The organism is Chryseobacterium sp. SSA4.19, from assembly GCF_022601875.1.
In the GTDB taxonomy this organism is placed as follows: domain Bacteria; phylum Bacteroidota; class Bacteroidia; order Flavobacteriales; family Weeksellaceae; genus Chryseobacterium.
Map to the genome: position 1 here is coordinate 16,328 of NZ_JAKVIP010000017.1, position 16,813 is coordinate 33,140.

Below are 16,813 nucleotides of genomic sequence, written 5' to 3' on the forward strand. Positions count from 1 at the left end.
AGCGGATGTTATGCATATGTTTCATCAGCAACTTTGTAGCAACCCTTTGCCTCCTTAAATATTCTATTAACTCTAATAACTTTGCATTAAAAATCAATACTATTTACGTTTCAAAGCAATAACTTCATCTGCATTTGCAAAAGCTCCACCATCCGTAATTGCGGAAGAATGGAAATATCCTGCTTTTGTATAAACTCTTAATTCTTCAATATTTGTCGAACGCAGGCCGCCGCCAACAAGAATTTCTATTCTTCCGTTTGATAAGTCAACCAGTTTTTTCAGATTTTCTTTGCCTTCTGAAACATTTGGTTTCTGACCTGAAGTTAGGATGGTTGTAAAGCCACATTCTATGACTTTTTCTAAAGAAATTTCCAGATTTTCTGCTCTGTCGAAAGCCCGATGAAAGGTACAGGGAAAAGGTTTTGCTAATTCAACTAATTCTTTATTCTGCTCAACATTAACCTCGTCATTTTCATTCAAAATTCCGAAAACGAAGCCATCAACGTGTAACGATTTCAATTGAACCAGTTCTGATTTCATCTGTTCGAATTCTGTATCGGAATAGGTAAAGTTTCCGCCGCGTGGCCGGATCATGACAAAAATCGGGATGTTTATTTTTTCTCTGAGCTGTTTTGTGATTTCAAAATCCGGTGTTGTTCCGCCTTCGCTTAATCCGTCACATAGTTCTATTCTGTCTGCTTTGTTTTCAAACGAAATGATTGCGGATTCAGGGTTAAAGCAGGCTATTTCTATTTTTGACATTTGAGTTTAAAGGAATTAATTGATAATTGATAATTGATAATTGATAATTGATGATTGATAATTATTTTAATGCAAATCCCGGTTTTTCCAGGCGGTTTCCTTTTTGGTCATATACGGCAAAACTAAACCCGTCCTGGATACAATAGGACCCATATTCTCCTTTTTTATTGATTGCAATAAAGCCAACTTGTATATCTTTCAGGTTCTTGTTTCTTCTTTTTGTAATGTTTACAATTCTTTCGACCGCTTCTTTACATGCCTGCTGAGGGGTCCTGCCCTGCCGCATCAATTCGACCACCAAATGTGTTCCGACTGTTCTGATCACCTCTTCACCGTGACCGGTTGCTGTGGCTGCACCGATTTCATTATCAACAAATAATCCCGCACCGATGATTGGCGAATCTCCTACCCTTCCATGCATTTTAAATGCCATTCCGCTGGTGGTACAGGCTCCGGAAAGATTTCCATGAGCATCTAAAGCAATCATGCCGATGGTGTCATGGTTTTCAATATTGACAATCGGTTTATATTTACTGTCTTTCAGCCATTCTTTCCATTCTTTTTCAGATTCTGCAGTCAGAAGATTTTCTTTTTTAAATCCCTGTGAAAGGGCAAACTGTAAAGCACCGTCACCAACGAGCATTACATGAGGTGTTTTTTCCATCACATCTCTTGCAACCGAGATGGGGTTTTTAATATGTTCAAGGCAGGCCACCGATCCGATGTTGTAGTTTTCATCCATAATACAAGCATCCAGTGTCACTCTTCCATCCCTGTCGGGACGTCCGCCGTAGCCTACGCTTCTTTCAGAAGGGTCAAGTTCAACGAGACGGACTCCTTTTTCAACGGCATCTAATGCTCTCCCGCCTTTTCCTAAAATTGTCCAGGCCTCTTCATTGGCTTTCAGTCCGAAATCCCATGTGGAAAGAACAATCGGTTTTCCTGTACCTGCACTATTCTGAGAAACTTCTCCTGCAAGCAAATCTAATGGATTTACCACAAATGCAAGGGAAGCAATGGCAGACTTTTTAATGAACTTTCTTCTACTTTGCATACTTGATTTATTAAGCTTCCAAATTAGCGATTTTCCCGTACGTACGAAATACAAAGACTGCAGATTATTCTCTGCAGTCTTTTTCAAGAGATGATTTTGGAAAAAGATTAATGTGGTAATCGGTCTCTGAAATATCCGTATATCCATGTTCCCAGGACAGCACTTATTAAAGTTACCGTTACGGCAAAAGCTCCGGTTCCGATTTGTGCAAAAAGAGGTCCGGGACATGCTCCGGTAAGAGCCCAGCCAAAACCGAAAATAAGTCCGCCATAGATATGGCCTTTGTTAAATTTTTTAGGCGCTATGGTAACAGGCTCTCCGTACATTGTTTTTATATTAAACTTCTTAATGAGCCAGACGGAAATCATTCCTGTAAGGATCGCACTTCCGATGACTCCATACATATGAAATGACTGCAGACGGAACATTTCCTGAATTCTGAACCAGCTGATGATCTCCGCTTTCACAAAAATAATCCCGAATAAAATACCTGTCAAAAGATATTTAAAATTGGAATACCATTTATTTTGCTGATGAAATTCGGTTTCTGAAGTAGAAACCATTTTCTCATGATTTGTATCTTTCTCTTTCATCATTGAATTAATCTTTTACTTTAATTATAGTTTAAAATTTTTAACAGGAAAGAATGATGGGAAGGATAAAATTTGCCATCAGAAAACCGCCGGCCATAAAACATAGGGTTGCTACCAGAGACGGCCACTGTAAATTAGACAATCCCATAATAGCATGTCCGCTTGTGCATCCTCCGGCGTAACGGGTCCCGAAACCTACCAGAAATCCCCCGACAACCATTGTCTCAAAGCCTTTGATGGTCAGTAAGCTTTTGAAATTCATCAGCTGAACTGGCACCAGATTGCTGTAATCGGTAATGCCATAACCGGCGAGTTCTGTTTTAAGGGTCGGATTTATTATAATTTCATTCGAATTCATCATAAATTGACCCGCAATTATCCCTCCCAGTAAAATCCCAAGTACAAAAACCAGATTCCACATTTCTTTTTTCCAGTCGTATCTGAAAAAGCTGATATTGCCTGGAATACAGGCGGCACACATGTGCCGCAACGATGAGCTGATCCCGAAAGACTTATTTCCTAAAATCAACAATGCGGGAACCGTAAGACCGATCAGTGGGCCTGCTACATACCAAGGCCAGGGTTCTTTTATTATTTCTAACATCTAATAGTATTTTCAGTTAATGTTTAAAATCCTGCTCTGGCATAGAAAGTCACTCGTCGGAATAGCGGTTTCGGCAATGGCTTTAAAACCACCTTCAATTTCGGTAAAATTTCTGTATCCTCCTGCCTGAAGAATACTGGCAGCCATCATACTCCGGTAACCTCCTGCACAATGAAGATAAAAATGTCTTTCATGACCAGCTTGGTTTATCCAGTCGTTGATATAGGCTAAAGGTTTATTGTATGCCTCATTCACATGCTCAGCCTGATATTCGCTTTCTTTCCGTACATCTATAATTTTTACCTCACGATCTTTAATTTCCTGTTCAAACTGTTGCGCAGAAATGCAGTGAACGGTATCAATTTCTTTACCGCCGTTTTTCCATGCTTCAAAACCACCTTTCAGAAATCCCAAAATATTATCAAATCCTACTCTGCTCAGTCGGGTGATGGCTTCTTTCTCCTGATTTTCATCAGTAATTAAAATAATAGGCTGATTTACATCAACAATAAGCGTTCCTACCCAAGGAGCAAAATCTCCGTCCAGCCCGATATTGACAGACTGCGGCACAAAACCTCTGGCAAAATTCCTATGGTTACGGGTATCTAAGGTTAAGGCATTTGAAATTTCTGCCATTTCTTCAAATTTTTCAGGAGACAACGCCCGCAGACCGTTAGATAAAACCTGATCAAAATTGCGATATCCTTTTTTATTCATGGTAACATTCATCCCAAAATATGCCGGAGGAGGAAGAAGTCCGTCAGTCACCGATCTGATAAAGCTTTCTTTATCTTTCTGATTTAGCGCATAATTGGTTTTCTTTTGGTTTCCTAAGGTATCCATTGTTTCTTTCTGCATGTTTTTTCCGCAAGCTGACCCTGCTCCGTGTGCGGGATACACTATGATTTCATCATTCAATGGAATGATTTTCTGATATAAACTGTCATAAAGAAGTCCTGCCAGATCCTCCCGGGTCATGTCCTCTGATTTCTGGGCGAGATCCGGACGGCCGACATCACCCAAAAATAAAGTATCACCGCTGAAAAGTGCCCTTTCTGCTCCATACTCATCGATTAAAAGATAAGACGTGCTTTCCATGGTATGCCCCGGAGTATGGAGAACCTTGATTTTAACATTTCCAATCTTGAAAATCTGATTATCATAGGCAATCACGGCATCAAACTCAGTTTTTGCAGTAGGCCCGTAGACGATAGCTGCTCCTGTCTGTTTGCTAAGGTCGATATGCCCGCTGACAAAATCTGCATGAAAATGGGTTTCAAAAATATATGTAAGCTTTACATTGTCTTTTTCAAGCCTATTGATGTAAGGCTGCGTTTCCCTCAAAGGATCTATGATAGCCGCTTCGCCGTTTGAAATGATATAGTAGGCACCCTGTGCCAAACATCCGGTATATATCTGTTCTATTTTCATTTTAATTAATTTTAAGGTGATACAAATTTCTTTATTTATTATTCTCGCTACCGCTACTTTTGTTACATAAGACTTTTACAGTAAAAGTTCTTTGACAATGATATACATTCCCATCGCAAGGATAAACCAGCCAAAAGCCGGTTTAAGCTTTTTCCCATCAATCTTTTTTGAAAGCTGAGTACCGATAAGAATTCCGGCAACTGCAATAACAGATACAGAAATCAAAAAACTCCATTCTACTGTAATATGATTTACGGATGAAAAAAAACCGATAAGGGAATTACATGAAATAATAACTAAGGATGTTCCTATAGCTACTTTCATAGGAGTTTTCAGGAGATTAACCAGCGCCGGAATAATCATAAAGCCGCCTCCGGCTCCTACAAGACCCGTTAAAATTCCTACCACAGAACCTTCCCCGACTGCCAACAGCCCTGCATTTTTTTCCTGGTGAAGCATTCCCGTTTCAAAAGCCGTACTTTTCTGAATCATTTTATAAGACGCGATAATCATCAGACCTGCAAAAACCAACAACAGGAAAACATCCTTGGTCACAATGAAATTCCCTATCCTGAAAACCTCATCGGGAATTAAAGGCAGAAGATAATTACGTGTCAGAAAAATAGAAACAATAGAGGGGATTCCGAAAATCAAGGCTATTTTGAGATTAACGAGTCCTTTTTTAAAATAAGATACGGAGCCGACCATGCTGCTGATGCCGACAATAAAAAGTGAATATTCGGTAGCCAGAAAGGCATCAATCCTAAAAAGGTAAAAAAGAACCGGAACCGTAAGAATACTTCCGCCTCCTCCGATTAATCCTAAAGAAACACCAATTAAAACCGATGCAATATATCCAAAAACTTCCATATCTGTTCAAATAATTTCTGAAGCAAAAATGGAAATATCCTGAACATTCTACAGCTACTTTTGTTACATAAGGAATCAGACGGGTTCGGAAAGATGTATTTTGTTTCTTCCCAGCTTTAACTTTCCGGATTCTTCAAGCTGCTTAAGAAGCCTTGAGACCACCACTCTGGCGGTTCCGAGCTCATTGGCCAGTTGTTCATGAGTGGTAATAATGAGGTCAGACTGTAAAAGTTTTGATTTTTTGTACAAAAGATTCAATAATCTTTCATCAACTTTTTTGAATGCAATGGCATTGATAATGTCTAATAATTCTTCGAAACGTTTATGGTACAGCCTGAAAATATAATCCAGCCATTCCGGGTATTCTTTTATGAAAAGTGAAACTTTATCAACCGGCAGAAACAGGATTTCAGCATCTTCTTCCACTTCAGCCTTGACGACGCTTTTTTCATTATGCATTCCACCCAAGAAAGACATAATACAGCTTTCTCCGGCTTTTATGTAATACAATAAAATTTCCCGCCCGTCTTCTTCCGTCCTGATCACTTTAATCATTCCCTTCATTACAATAGGAATAGAACGGATAGAAGCATTTTCGTCCAGAATAACATCACCTTCGCTGTAGGTCCTGGTGATTCCGTTTGCATATAATTTTTCTACCAGTTCAGGAGAGGAAGTAAATTCTGAGTTTAAAACCGAATGTTCCATATTAAAACGAGTTTCAGATTAATTGGCTCTGATCTCATCTACGAAAAGCCAAGCTTTTGAGTCTGCACTGGGATTTCCTGCAGGTATAATTCCTGCATTTTCTATTTTAACTTTTAAATATCTTGAGCTTTGGCTTCCCACCCTAAGATTTATTTTTCCTTCTGCGCTGAAGATTTCTTCTTTTCCGACTTCTTTAATCGTTTTAAAATGTATTCCATCGTCAGAGACAGAGATCTGTGCAGATTTTGCCAGGTGAATCCAGCTTCCTTTATTGTCCAGCGTATTAAAATAAACTTCTGAAAACTGCATTTTCTGACCCAAGTCGATCATGGCTACTACATCTTTCCCCTGAAAGCCCAGCCATGTTTTCCCTAATTGCTTCTGGTTCCCAAGAATTCCGTCAACAAGTGTCAACGCTCCGCCGAAAGAATAATTTTCACTTGGCTGCTGTTCCAACGTTATTTTTTTACCGGTAGTCTGTGATAGGATAAAGTCCTGTGAAGAAACGGCACTTTTCAATTGTCCGTTTTCAAAATATGCTGATTTTAATGTCAATGATTTGGTAACCGGAACCGGATTTGTATAACACTGAGAATCAGCTGTAGGATTTGTATTATCTAGAGTATACCGTATCCCGCCCGGGTTCTGAGAAGTAGACAGTTCGTAGGCAATGCCGTTTGCTGCAGGAATTACCTTTCCGGTGATGTTATAAATACTTTTTGCATAATTTACATTCATTTTATCCAGTACTTTAAACTGATTGATTGCTCTTGCTTCAAATTCTTTATAGTTTCCGGGATCTGCCGTGCCCCATCCCACTTCGGAAAGCGCAAATAACCTTGGGAAAATCATATACTGCACCTGCTTGAAATCAAGGATATATTCTGTCCACAGATTAGCCTGCACACCCATAATGTATTTTACCTGTTCAGCATTCAATTCATCGGGAACCGGATTGTATGAATACACTTTATCCAAAGGCGTAAACCCTCCGAAAGCATTCGGTTCAGTCTGCGGATCCCCCTGATAATGATCAAAATAACAATAGGCTCCGGGCGTCATGACGGCAAAATGGCCTGATTGGGCAGCCTCCACACCACCTTTGATTCCTGTCCAGCTCATAACAGCAGCATTCGGAGCTAATCCGCCTTCCAGAATTTCATCCCATCCGATAATTTTCCGGCCTTTGGAATTTACATATTTTTCTATTCTGTGGATGAAATAGCTCTGCAGTCCGTGCTCATCTTTCAGGTTATTCTTTTTAATTAATTCCTGACAATGTGCACATTCTTTCCATCTTGTTTTAGGGCATTCGTCACCGCCGATGTGTATGTATTGCGAAGGAAAAAGGGCTATCACTTCATCCAAAACATTTTGTAAAAATGTAAACGTTTCTTCTTTCGGACAAAATACATCATCAAAAACGCCCCATTTGGTTGCCGATTCAAAAGGCCCTTGTGTACACGCCAATCCAGGATACGCAGAAAGAGCAGCCAATGCGTGCCCGGGCATTTCTATTTCCGGGACTACCGTAATATGTCTCTCCTGAGCATATTTTACGACTTCTTTAATCTGGTCCTGCGTATAAAAGTACGGTCCGTAAGGTTTTCCGTCAAAAGTATTATCCACATATGCTCCGATCATGGATTCCTTACGTTTTGAGCCGATTTGTGTCAGCTTCGGATATTTTTTAATCTCAATCCTCCAGCCCTGATCATCCGTTAAGTGCCAATGAAAGGTATTAAGCTTATACATCGCCAGATAATCAATATACTGTTTTACCTCAGCAACCGTAAAAAAATGGCGGCAGACATCCAGGTGCATTCCGCGCCACGCAAACCTGGGCTCATCTTTAATTTTCATGGCTGGAATTTTACCGCCGGGCGAATCCTGAATGAGCTGAAGTAAAGTCTGAATTCCATGGAAGAGACCTTCACTTTGTTTTGCCTTTACCGAGATAGATTCTTTTGTAACATCAATCTCATAATCAGCATCTGTGTTCATTTTTTCATCAACATATATAAAAATAACATTATCTCCGCTGCGCCTGTCATTTTTTGAGAGATCCAGATGATAACTTTTATGTAAAGATTTTAAAAAAAACTGATATTCAAACGATTTTTCGTTTCCTTTAACAACGGTCTGATTATTTAAAACAAATTCTCCCTTTGAAAATTCAATATTTTTAGGATACGGAATCAAATTTAATTTGCTTTGTGAAAAAATCACACCTGAGAATAGCATTGAAAAAGCCAGTAGGATACGCAGCATCTTGTTGAGTTTATATTTTAGCGAATATAATTCTTTCCTTAAAAACTTTTAACTTACTAAAATAAACATTTACTGTTTGAAAAATATAGAAAATATAGATTTGAAAGCTCCTGATTCCGATGTTTATTAAAATTTAAAACAAGAGCTTACATTAAAGCTAAAAATCGGTCGTATGAGTAGTCTGATTCTTATTAAAATATGATCTGTTCATTACAAATTTTAGAAACTCAGATAACTTTTATTTATGATTTCACTCATAAAGGAATATATTTTGAATAGAAGAAGCTACATAATTCTATTGTATGGAAAACAATGACACAACGATTGCGCTTATAGGCGGAGGCCCCGCGGCACTTTTTGCCTTTAAGCACATCCTTCTTCAGAATATAAAACCTGAAACCATTTATATATTTGAAAAAAATGAACGGCTTGGAGCCGGAATGCCGTACAGCAGACATGGGGCAGACCATGAGCACGTAGCCAATGTTTCCGCCAATGAGCTGCCGGAACTGTATGAAGACTTTGTCCATTACATCAAAAAACATTACCCTGCAGATTTCCCGGAATTTGTAGAGAACGGGACCGTAAATGAATATGAGGTTATCCCAAGGCTGCTGTTGGGAAATTATCTGGAAGAGCAGTTTAAAAATTATATCCAGCTTGCCAGAAAAGAGGGTATCAACGTTCACATCCATACCGGAACATCCGTAAAAGATATTGTGAAAAAGGAAAATGAAGATCATTTTACTATTGTAACGGAAGATCAGTGGTATACAGTTTCCGTTACTATTATCTGTACAGGACATTTCTGGCCTTTAACCTATGAACAAAAACAGCCCGGATGGTATGATTCACCTTATCCTCCTTCAAAATTCAGCTATCCGACTGATTATCCTGTCGCAGTACGCGGAACTTCACTGACCGCTATTGATGCAGTGAAGACTTTAGCGCGCAGAAACGGGAAATTTGTGCATGCAGGCAAAGAATTGAAATATTATCTGAACGACGGCAGTAAGGATTTTTCCATCAGCCTGTTTTCATTACGGGGGTTTTTGCCGGCTCTCAGATTCCATACGGAAGAAGATGCTTATTCGGAAGACTGGATCATGTCAATAGAAGATATTTACGAGTACAAGAAATCACACGGTGGCTTTGTTGATCTTGATTATGTTTATGACCTCCATTTCATGCAGCCACTCAAAAGAAAAAATCCTGATTTTTACGAGAAAATCAAAGATTTAAGTATGGAAGAATTTGTAGAAAAAATGCTTACAATGCGGGATGAGCTTGACAGTTTTGAACTTTTCAAAGCCGAATATGCAGAAGCCGAAAAATCGATCCGGAGACACGAATCGATAGCATGGAAGGAGGCCCTGTCAGCATTCAGCTATGCGGTTAACTATCCTGCCAAACATTTTTCTGCTGAAGATATGCTGAGATTACGGAAGACTCTTCTACCTCTGATTTCCGTAATCATCGCTTCGTTGCCCCAATCTTCTTACCGTGAGGTTATTGCTCTTTACAATGCCGGACTGATCCGTCTGGTGAGTGTCGGTGAAGACAGCCACATTGAACCGCATCACGACCAAGGTGCTGTTTATCATTATACCGATAGTAACGGACAACAGACCTCTGAACACTATCAATTATATATTGACGCTATAGGTCAGCAGCCGATCCAGTTTAATGATGTCCCGTTTGAAGGGCTCAAACAAAACGGCCTCATTAGTTCGGGGTATTTGAAATTTAAAAGCCCTGAAAATGCGAAAGCTGCTTATCAGAAAGACCATAAAAATATTATAGAAACTGACGCGGATCAGTATTATCTTAAAGTTAAAGGGTTAAACATCAACGACCATTTCCAGGCGTTGGATTATTACGGAAAAAGGATCCCTGATCTTTTCATTATGGCAGTGCCTTACATTGCAGGACTTAATCCTGATTATTCAGGTCTTGATTTCTGCGACACGGCGGCTAAGAGAATTGCCGACACGATTTTAGATATAAATAAGATACGTGATGCCGGATGATGATTAATTACATGCAGTTTGAATTTAAACTTCTATCAGTAAACATAATCAGACTTGTAGGATTAGAATATGTAAAATGTACCCAGATTTTTGGGTACATTTTTTATAATTTACTGCTCTTCAGCACATTCCACACTTTGGAGTTCTCCAGAGCGAAGATCAAGCACACAGCCTTCTGCCAGGATATGCACGATCAGGTTTTCTGCGAATACAGGAAAACCTTTTTTAACATGCCCGCTGTTGGTCTGGGTAATTTTTTTAGGGTTAATGACAATGACCATCCCCGATCCTTTACAAGTTGCTTTGTCTCCGTCTTCGATCAGCAAGGCAGTATCCTCTCCTAATCCTAATCCCAGAATATCCTTACGGATAATCGCAGCGTGTGCCATCCTGTCGAATCTTCCACGATGAATGAAATGCGTATCCACAAGACAGGTTGTTAAAAACCCAAGTCCGTGATTCAGTTCAATATTACCCTGCAGCATCGCTTTATCTTCTTCCGCATCACTAATCATCATTTCAGGTATAGCCATAGCTCCCGCACTGGTTCCGGCAATGGTAAAATCATCTTCATGAAGATACTTTTCTTTCAGCAATGCATTAATCGGGGTTTCATTCAGCTCTTTACAAATGCTGTTCTGATCGCCACCGGTAAAGAATACCGACCGGGCTGCCTTGATTCTGCTGATATCATCATCATTCTGCTCATGGGAAAGATGCATAAAACCGAAATTGGAATATCCGATTTCAGAAAATGTTTTCCTGTACGTCTCGTGCATGCTTTCCGGCTCCGAACTTGCAGTTGTAATGATTTCAATACGGCTATCTTTATCCGTTGCAACAAGTTTAAGGATTTCATGAGATACAAACTCCCTGTTTTTATCTTTCATGTCGACATCAGTACCGTCACGGTCTTCTTTTCCTCCTATAATTAATAATTTTCCTTTTGGGCTCATATTTTAATTCATATTATCTGTTATCGGTGTTTTCTATACAATCAAAAATAGTAAACAATACCAAGAATAAAGTTGATGCAAATCAATCCTCACCATTTGTGGTATGAAAAATAGTTTATCTGCAATACATATTTCAAGAACCTTTCAAAATTACCAATCAATGCAAAAAACAAAACATAGTTTTATGATACAAATCATAAAGATACGTATACAATAGTGGTACCTTACATATAACAAATCCGGTAACATTAAACAATTTTCTATGTTGATTTCAGAAGAACTTTTACAGTCATATGGTGCGGAAACTGAACAATTGCAGCCTTCAGACGTTATTTTTAATGAAGGAGATACGCCCCGGCAGTATTATCAGGTTAAAGATGGCAGAATCAAGCTGAACCATTATGATGCGGATGGCAAAGAGCTGATCCTTGCTGTACTTCATTCAGGATTGAGTGTCTGTGAGCTGATGTTGTTTATCGACAAGAATTATCCTGTGAATGCAGTAGTCATGGAACCTACTACTATTATCAAACTTCCTACCCGGAATTTCACCAGGCTGCTGGATGAGCATCCCCTGATTTCCAGAGATATCAACAGGTTCTTATCGGAAAGGCTGTATTTCAAATTCATCATGCTGCGAAACAACACCTCACTCCGGCCGGAAATAAGAATCAAAGGAGCTTTGGAATATCATAAAAGTTTCAGCTATAACCCGGAAAAATTTTCTTTTGAAGTACCTTTCACCAGACAGCAACTTGCCTCTATTACAGGGTTAAGGGTGGAAACGGTAGTCAGAACAGTGAAAAAACTGGAACGGGAAGGCTATCTGAAAATCATCAATAGGAAGATATATGTATAATCTGTAATAATAACTAAATTTTCTCAGAGATTTAATCCGTAAATTTTTACTATTGTTAAAGTATTTCTGTTCATTAATTGCAAATCACCGTTTCTTACTGATATTTTAATTCTACTCATTATGAAAAAGCTGGAAGCCGATTATTATCAGAATCCGGATGTGGTATTCCTCGCTCAGGATTTATTAGGAAAAATACTTTTCACCCAAAAAGACGGCCAGGTAACTGCAGGAATCATTGTAGAAACGGAAGCCTATTTTGGCGTTACGGACCAAGCTTCCCATGCTTTTGGCGGCCGACGCACGGCACGCACCCAACCTATGTATGAAGAAGGTGGGTGTGCTTATGTATATTTATGCTATGGCATCCATCATCTCTTTAATATTGTAACCTCCGGTAAAGATGATCCCAGCAGTATACTGGTAAGAGCAGTTGAGCCGTTTGAAGGTCTTGACATCATTGAATCCAGACGGCTTATGCCTGTGAGCAAAAGCACAGTAACTTCCGGGCCGGCTTCCACGGCAAAAGCTTTAGGAATTGATCTGACATTCAACGGAAAAGACATGACCGGAGATGAAATCTGGCTAGAGGACACGGGCATAAGCTATACACCGGATGAAATTACTGCTGTTCCGCGTATCGGAGTTTCCTATGCCCGCGAACACGCGTTGCTGCCATTAAGATTCTACGTTAAAAACAATAAATATGTAAGTAAACCTGTGCATGACTAATCATATCATCAGGTTACCCGTTTACAATTATTCCTCCGTTAGGATGCAGAACCTGGCCGGTCATCTGTGCAGACGCCTCTGTTGCCAGAAAGAGAAAGCTCGCTGCAATTTCTTCTGTCGAAGCATTACGTTCAAAAGGTGGCTTGCTGTTATCTTCCTCTTCTTCACCAAATGTTTTCTCCGTAAGCGGAGTGGCTACCGGTCCGGGTGCAACGGCATTTACCCGTATGCCTTTCGGTTTTAACTGAAGGGATAAAGACCGGGTAAAAGAAACAATAGCGCCTTTTGTCGCTGAATAATCAATCAGCTCCTTATGTCCCTGGTAGGCAGTAGCAGAAGTGGTATTGATAATGCTGCTTCCCTGTTTGAGGTAAGGAAATACGATTTTCGTCAGTAAAATCATTCCGATGATATTGGAGTCGAACGTCTTCCTGATATCCTCTTCTTTCAGATTTTCTATGCTGTCACAAGGAACCTGGGTACCGGCATTATTGATCAGAATATCAATTCCTCCAAATTCAGAAACCGTCTTAGCGACAATTTTTCCACAAAATACCGTGTCGGAGACATCTCCGTCAAAGGCCAAAGCTTTCCTACCCAATGCAAGAATCTCTCTTTGGGTTTCTTCGGCTTCTTCATGATCATGATAGTGGATAAACGCGATATCCGCTCCTTCCCTGGCAAAAAGAAGGGCTACCGCTTTGCCAATACCGGTAGCCGCACCCGTGATCAGTACGGACTTGTTTTTTAATTGTAAATTTTCCATATTTAATTTTATAGTGGTTAGTGTATTATTATCTCAATCCTGCTTTTCCTGCTTTTTATCCAGTTCCAGCTTAAAGCACCCTAAGATAAATTCGCTGTAATAGAGCTGGGCATTGGTAGCTTTGGTTCTCGTATGCAAGTCGAGTTTTTCAGACAGAAGAATATTGCCTTTATAGGCAATTGCAAAATATGCATACAGTTTTCCGTCAGATTCTTCTACAGAAGTGGCATATCCGGTTACACCTATTGACCAGTCTGATGTAAAAGTTTCTGCTACATTAAGTGCCATTGTTTCGGCGATATTACCTGATACGCAGTTGTACATGGTGGCTTCTTCATCATCCACATGAAGCAGGTCTACTTTTCCTTCCTGGGTATATGCTGTTATTCCCCCTTTGTAAAATTGGGAAGCATCCTTCATCTGTGAAAAGGAAAACTGAAGAAATCCTGAGGTCACACTTTCAGCTACTGAAACGGTTTCACCCGAAGACAGCAAACACCCTCCAATGTAGTTGAACAGGTTTTCCAATTCCATTATAAAATGAATAAGAGATCTGACAGAAGTAGGATCGGAACTTACACCGATCCCTGAATGTTTTAAAATCATTATTTTGTTTCTGATGTTTAACTTTTACGATCCGTTGAAACAGTTAAGGTTTCATAGCTAAAAGCTTCGATCAAAGAACTTTTTACCAATATTATTCATATAATAATATAACCGCAGACATATCTGTAGTTTCAACATTATCGAATTTAATGAATCTATAGTCCAGTTTTTATGATTTGGGTCAATCTGGCTGGCAAAAGTAGAATTTGGGAAGAAATTTCGATTTGATTAAGAAATGAATAAGGAGAAGAAATAAAACAGCTGGATTTGTTTAAAGAATCTGTAGAAGAATATTCCAGTTCAAGAATATGTATAGAAAGTTTTGGTTTGAAATTAAAACCCGGCTAAACCATGCTGTTCTCAACAGCATGGTTATATCCCGTATAATAATGATTTGGCGGTTGTTTTCCTGATTATGCAATATCAATTAAGTAATCTGGAATGGTCGGGAGCCGGAATTGATCTATTGCGTTTTAAATAAATGGATGGTATAATCTAACAATTTTTTATTCCCGTAATCTCCGTGGCCCGGAATGACCACTTGCACATCCGGATATTCTTCTTTAACTTTTGCAACGGTGCCTGACCATGCTGAAACATTAGCATCTCCAAGATATCCTTTTCCAGCATCTATTTCTTTGATCAGGCAACCACCAAACATGATATGGTCAGCAGGAAAATATCCTACCACATTATCTTTGGTGTGCCCTTCCCCAAAAAATTTGGCAGTTACCTTTTTGTCTCCCACTTTTAAGGTTAGAGAATCCCTGAAACTATTCTGAGGAATGATATATTTATTTTCCCTTGCAAAATCAATGGTTTTAAAATAAGCATAGGAAGGAATATGATGATCATGAAATGCTTTTAATCCTCCCAGACAGTCATTATGAAAATGAGTCGGAATAATGGCGTTGACTTTACAGTGAAGCGTCTCCATAATCCATTTAATCAGGGCTTCAGAACCCTGATCATTCGTAGGTGTATCAAAAATAATGGTTTCATTTCCGTTTTTCACAATTAAGCCATTACAGGGAACATTCCCGAAATCATTAGTCTGTAAAAACGAAGTGTGCTCAAATGAGTTTGGCGAAACCTGAGTGATGATCAACTGATCCGATTTATACACAACTTTAGGTCTGAAGGATAAATCTTTTTGAGAACGGCAATTGAATAGTATTAAGGATAATAAAATGATAAAGCCTGCTTTCATGATTAATTTTATTGTTATGTGTTAATTCTCTATGGATTTCAAATTTACAAAATGCAGATCACTTACATCAGATCAATGCTTATCCGGTGCCTTGCTTTGGGCATTTTTTATAATCAGTCCAAATTTATAAAGATCATTGTAGATGTCAAAGAATTTATCCTCTTCACTTTCAGTGAGCGAAGTATTTGAAAATAGGATGACAGCTACTTCCTTATTCAGGTCCGAAAGCATAAAAGTTCTTACCCCGGGATCAGATCCATTATGCCCTATCCGGGTTGCACTCATTTTGGTTGCCCAGAACAGCCCTGAGTTTAGTTTATCCGGATTTACATTTCCCGGTGTATGGTCTTTTGTAAACTGGAACCTCATCATCTCCTGAATACTCTCTTTTTTGAAAATTTGTTTCCCTTTGTACTTTCCGTCATTCAACAGGAAAATAAAAAAACGTGAGAGATCGTCCACAGTAGTCCGCACACCACCGTCAGGATAGGTCACAACGCTATACAGCGGAATTTCTTTAATAAGATTTTCTTCTTTTGAATAGAGTTTTGTATGGGTTTTCAGATTGACTTCCGAAAAAAACCAGCCTGTATGCTTCATCCCTAAAGGTTTGAAAATGTATTTCCTGCTATACAGGTTCAGTTTCATGCCGGTTTGCCGTTCAACAATATATCCGGCCAGCCCTGCTCCGATGTTTGAATAGTCCCGGTACGTACCCGGTTTATGATTAAGGAAGTTATCTTTTGAATAATGCTTCCCTCCCGGCACAAAATAATCTTTCAGGAAATCCCCAAGCGGCTCGCGGGCATCCTGTGCATAGGTATACAGGCTGTCCGTATAAAAAGGATAACGGTCGGCAAGTCCCGAAGTATGGGTGGCAAGATTTCTCAGGGTAATCTTTTCATCAGGGAAATAAGGATTGATAATTCTGAACGGCAAATAGTTGTTAATATCCGTATCCAAAGAGACTTTATTCTGCTCTACAGCTTTCATAAGGCACACTCCGGTAATGGTTTTGGAAATGGAAGCAATATTCATGACTGTTGAAGGAGTAAATGCAATTTTATCTGTTCTGCCTGCAAAGCCATAGCCTTGATGCCAGACCTGTTTTTTATCAACTATCACTGATGCACCCAATCCCACAATACAGTTTTCATTCATTTTTTTTATGATGCTGCTGTCTAATATATGCTGAACAACATGCTGTGAAGCAATCTGTGCACAGCATTGATTTGATGACAGCAGGATAAAAAAAACAGCTATCTGAAACCATACCTTCATAAGTCAACTAATTATTGTGATGTAAAAATAAGACAGGCCTGGAGATCCGGATATATATATGATTATTGTGTTTTTATTACTTT

General features: G+C 39.2%; 16 protein-coding genes. 3 read left to right on the forward strand and 13 right to left on the reverse strand.

Annotation, left to right across the window (positions count from 1 at the left end; translation table 11 throughout):
* Positions 1-99 precede the first annotated feature (99 nt).
* From MKJ01_RS12745 to MKJ01_RS12780, 8 genes are all read right to left on the reverse strand, one after another.
* Positions 100-762 carry a copper homeostasis protein CutC gene (locus MKJ01_RS12745; protein WP_241614474.1) on the reverse strand — a complete coding sequence of 221 codons (663 nt, stop codon included), beginning with the start codon at positions 760-762 and terminating at the stop codon, positions 100-102.
* A gap of 61 nt (positions 763-823) precedes the next feature.
* Entirely contained in the window at positions 824-1,816 is a 993-nt protein-coding gene (locus tag MKJ01_RS12750) for an isoaspartyl peptidase/L-asparaginase family protein (RefSeq protein WP_241614475.1), read from the reverse strand.
* Positions 1,817-1,923: 107 nt separating this feature from the next.
* Entirely contained in the window at positions 1,924-2,379 is a 456-nt protein-coding gene (locus tag MKJ01_RS12755; protein ID WP_241632636.1) for a YeeE/YedE family protein, read from the reverse strand.
* A gap of 70 nt (positions 2,380-2,449) precedes the next feature.
* Positions 2,450-3,013: a YeeE/YedE family protein gene (locus MKJ01_RS12760; protein ID WP_241614477.1), complete on the reverse strand. Its 564-nt coding sequence runs from the start codon at positions 3,011-3,013 to the stop codon at positions 2,450-2,452.
* Between the two features lie 12 nt (positions 3,014-3,025).
* Positions 3,026-4,444, reverse strand: a complete 1,419-nt coding sequence (locus MKJ01_RS12765) for a rhodanese-like domain-containing protein (protein ID WP_241614478.1) — start codon at positions 4,442-4,444, stop codon at positions 3,026-3,028.
* A 75-nt stretch (positions 4,445-4,519) separates the two neighbouring features.
* Positions 4,520-5,314: a sulfite exporter TauE/SafE family protein gene (locus MKJ01_RS12770; protein WP_241614479.1), complete on the reverse strand. Its 795-nt coding sequence runs from the start codon at positions 5,312-5,314 to the stop codon at positions 4,520-4,522.
* Positions 5,315-5,389: 75 nt separating this feature from the next.
* Positions 5,390-6,022, reverse strand: a complete 633-nt coding sequence (locus tag MKJ01_RS12775; protein ID WP_241614480.1) for a Crp/Fnr family transcriptional regulator — start codon at positions 6,020-6,022, stop codon at positions 5,390-5,392.
* An 18-nt stretch (positions 6,023-6,040) separates the two neighbouring features.
* Positions 6,041-8,293 carry a family 20 glycosylhydrolase gene (locus MKJ01_RS12780; protein ID WP_241614481.1) on the reverse strand — a complete coding sequence of 751 codons (2,253 nt, stop codon included), beginning with the start codon at positions 8,291-8,293 and terminating at the stop codon, positions 6,041-6,043.
* 302 nt (positions 8,294-8,595) lie between these two features.
* On the opposite strand from MKJ01_RS12780, the gene MKJ01_RS12785 reads away from it, so the two are divergent.
* The gene (locus MKJ01_RS12785) at positions 8,596-10,323 is read left to right on the forward strand and encodes an FAD/NAD(P)-binding protein (RefSeq protein WP_241614482.1); all 1,728 of its coding nucleotides are present in this window, start codon (positions 8,596-8,598) and stop codon (positions 10,321-10,323) included.
* Between the two features lie 110 nt (positions 10,324-10,433).
* On the opposite strand, the gene MKJ01_RS12790 is transcribed toward MKJ01_RS12785, so the two are convergent.
* Positions 10,434-11,279 (reverse strand): cyanophycinase, encoded by an 846-nt coding sequence (locus tag MKJ01_RS12790; RefSeq protein ID WP_241614483.1) that lies wholly within the window; start codon positions 11,277-11,279, stop codon positions 10,434-10,436.
* Between the two features lie 262 nt (positions 11,280-11,541).
* Between MKJ01_RS12790 and MKJ01_RS12795 the strand changes: the two genes are divergently transcribed.
* Both MKJ01_RS12795 and MKJ01_RS12800 read left to right on the forward strand, forming a co-directional pair.
* A complete protein-coding gene (locus MKJ01_RS12795) occupies positions 11,542-12,138 on the forward strand; it encodes a Crp/Fnr family transcriptional regulator (protein ID WP_241614484.1) in 597 nt (198 codons plus the stop codon).
* 120 nt (positions 12,139-12,258) lie between these two features.
* Positions 12,259-12,867, forward strand: a complete 609-nt coding sequence (locus MKJ01_RS12800) for a DNA-3-methyladenine glycosylase (protein ID WP_241614485.1) — start codon at positions 12,259-12,261, stop codon at positions 12,865-12,867.
* A gap of 13 nt (positions 12,868-12,880) precedes the next feature.
* Here MKJ01_RS12800 and MKJ01_RS12805 read toward each other — a convergent pair whose 3' ends face one another.
* The 4 genes from MKJ01_RS12805 to MKJ01_RS12820 all read right to left on the reverse strand — a co-directional run bounded on the left by MKJ01_RS12805 (position 12,881) and on the right by MKJ01_RS12820 (position 16,730).
* Complete coding sequence (locus MKJ01_RS12805; protein ID WP_241614486.1) at positions 12,881-13,633, reverse strand: SDR family oxidoreductase; 753 nt, start codon at positions 13,631-13,633, stop codon at positions 12,881-12,883.
* Positions 13,634-13,666: 33 nt separating this feature from the next.
* A complete protein-coding gene (locus tag MKJ01_RS12810) occupies positions 13,667-14,239 on the reverse strand; it encodes a CinA family protein (RefSeq protein WP_241614487.1) in 573 nt (190 codons plus the stop codon).
* A 463-nt stretch (positions 14,240-14,702) separates the two neighbouring features.
* The gene (gene bla / locus MKJ01_RS12815) at positions 14,703-15,461 is read right to left on the reverse strand and encodes a subclass B1 metallo-beta-lactamase (RefSeq protein ID WP_368366352.1); all 759 of its coding nucleotides are present in this window, start codon (positions 15,459-15,461) and stop codon (positions 14,703-14,705) included.
* A 60-nt stretch (positions 15,462-15,521) separates the two neighbouring features.
* The gene (locus MKJ01_RS12820; RefSeq protein ID WP_241614489.1) at positions 15,522-16,730 is read right to left on the reverse strand and encodes a serine hydrolase; all 1,209 of its coding nucleotides are present in this window, start codon (positions 16,728-16,730) and stop codon (positions 15,522-15,524) included.
* Positions 16,731-16,813: the final 83 nt, after the last annotated feature.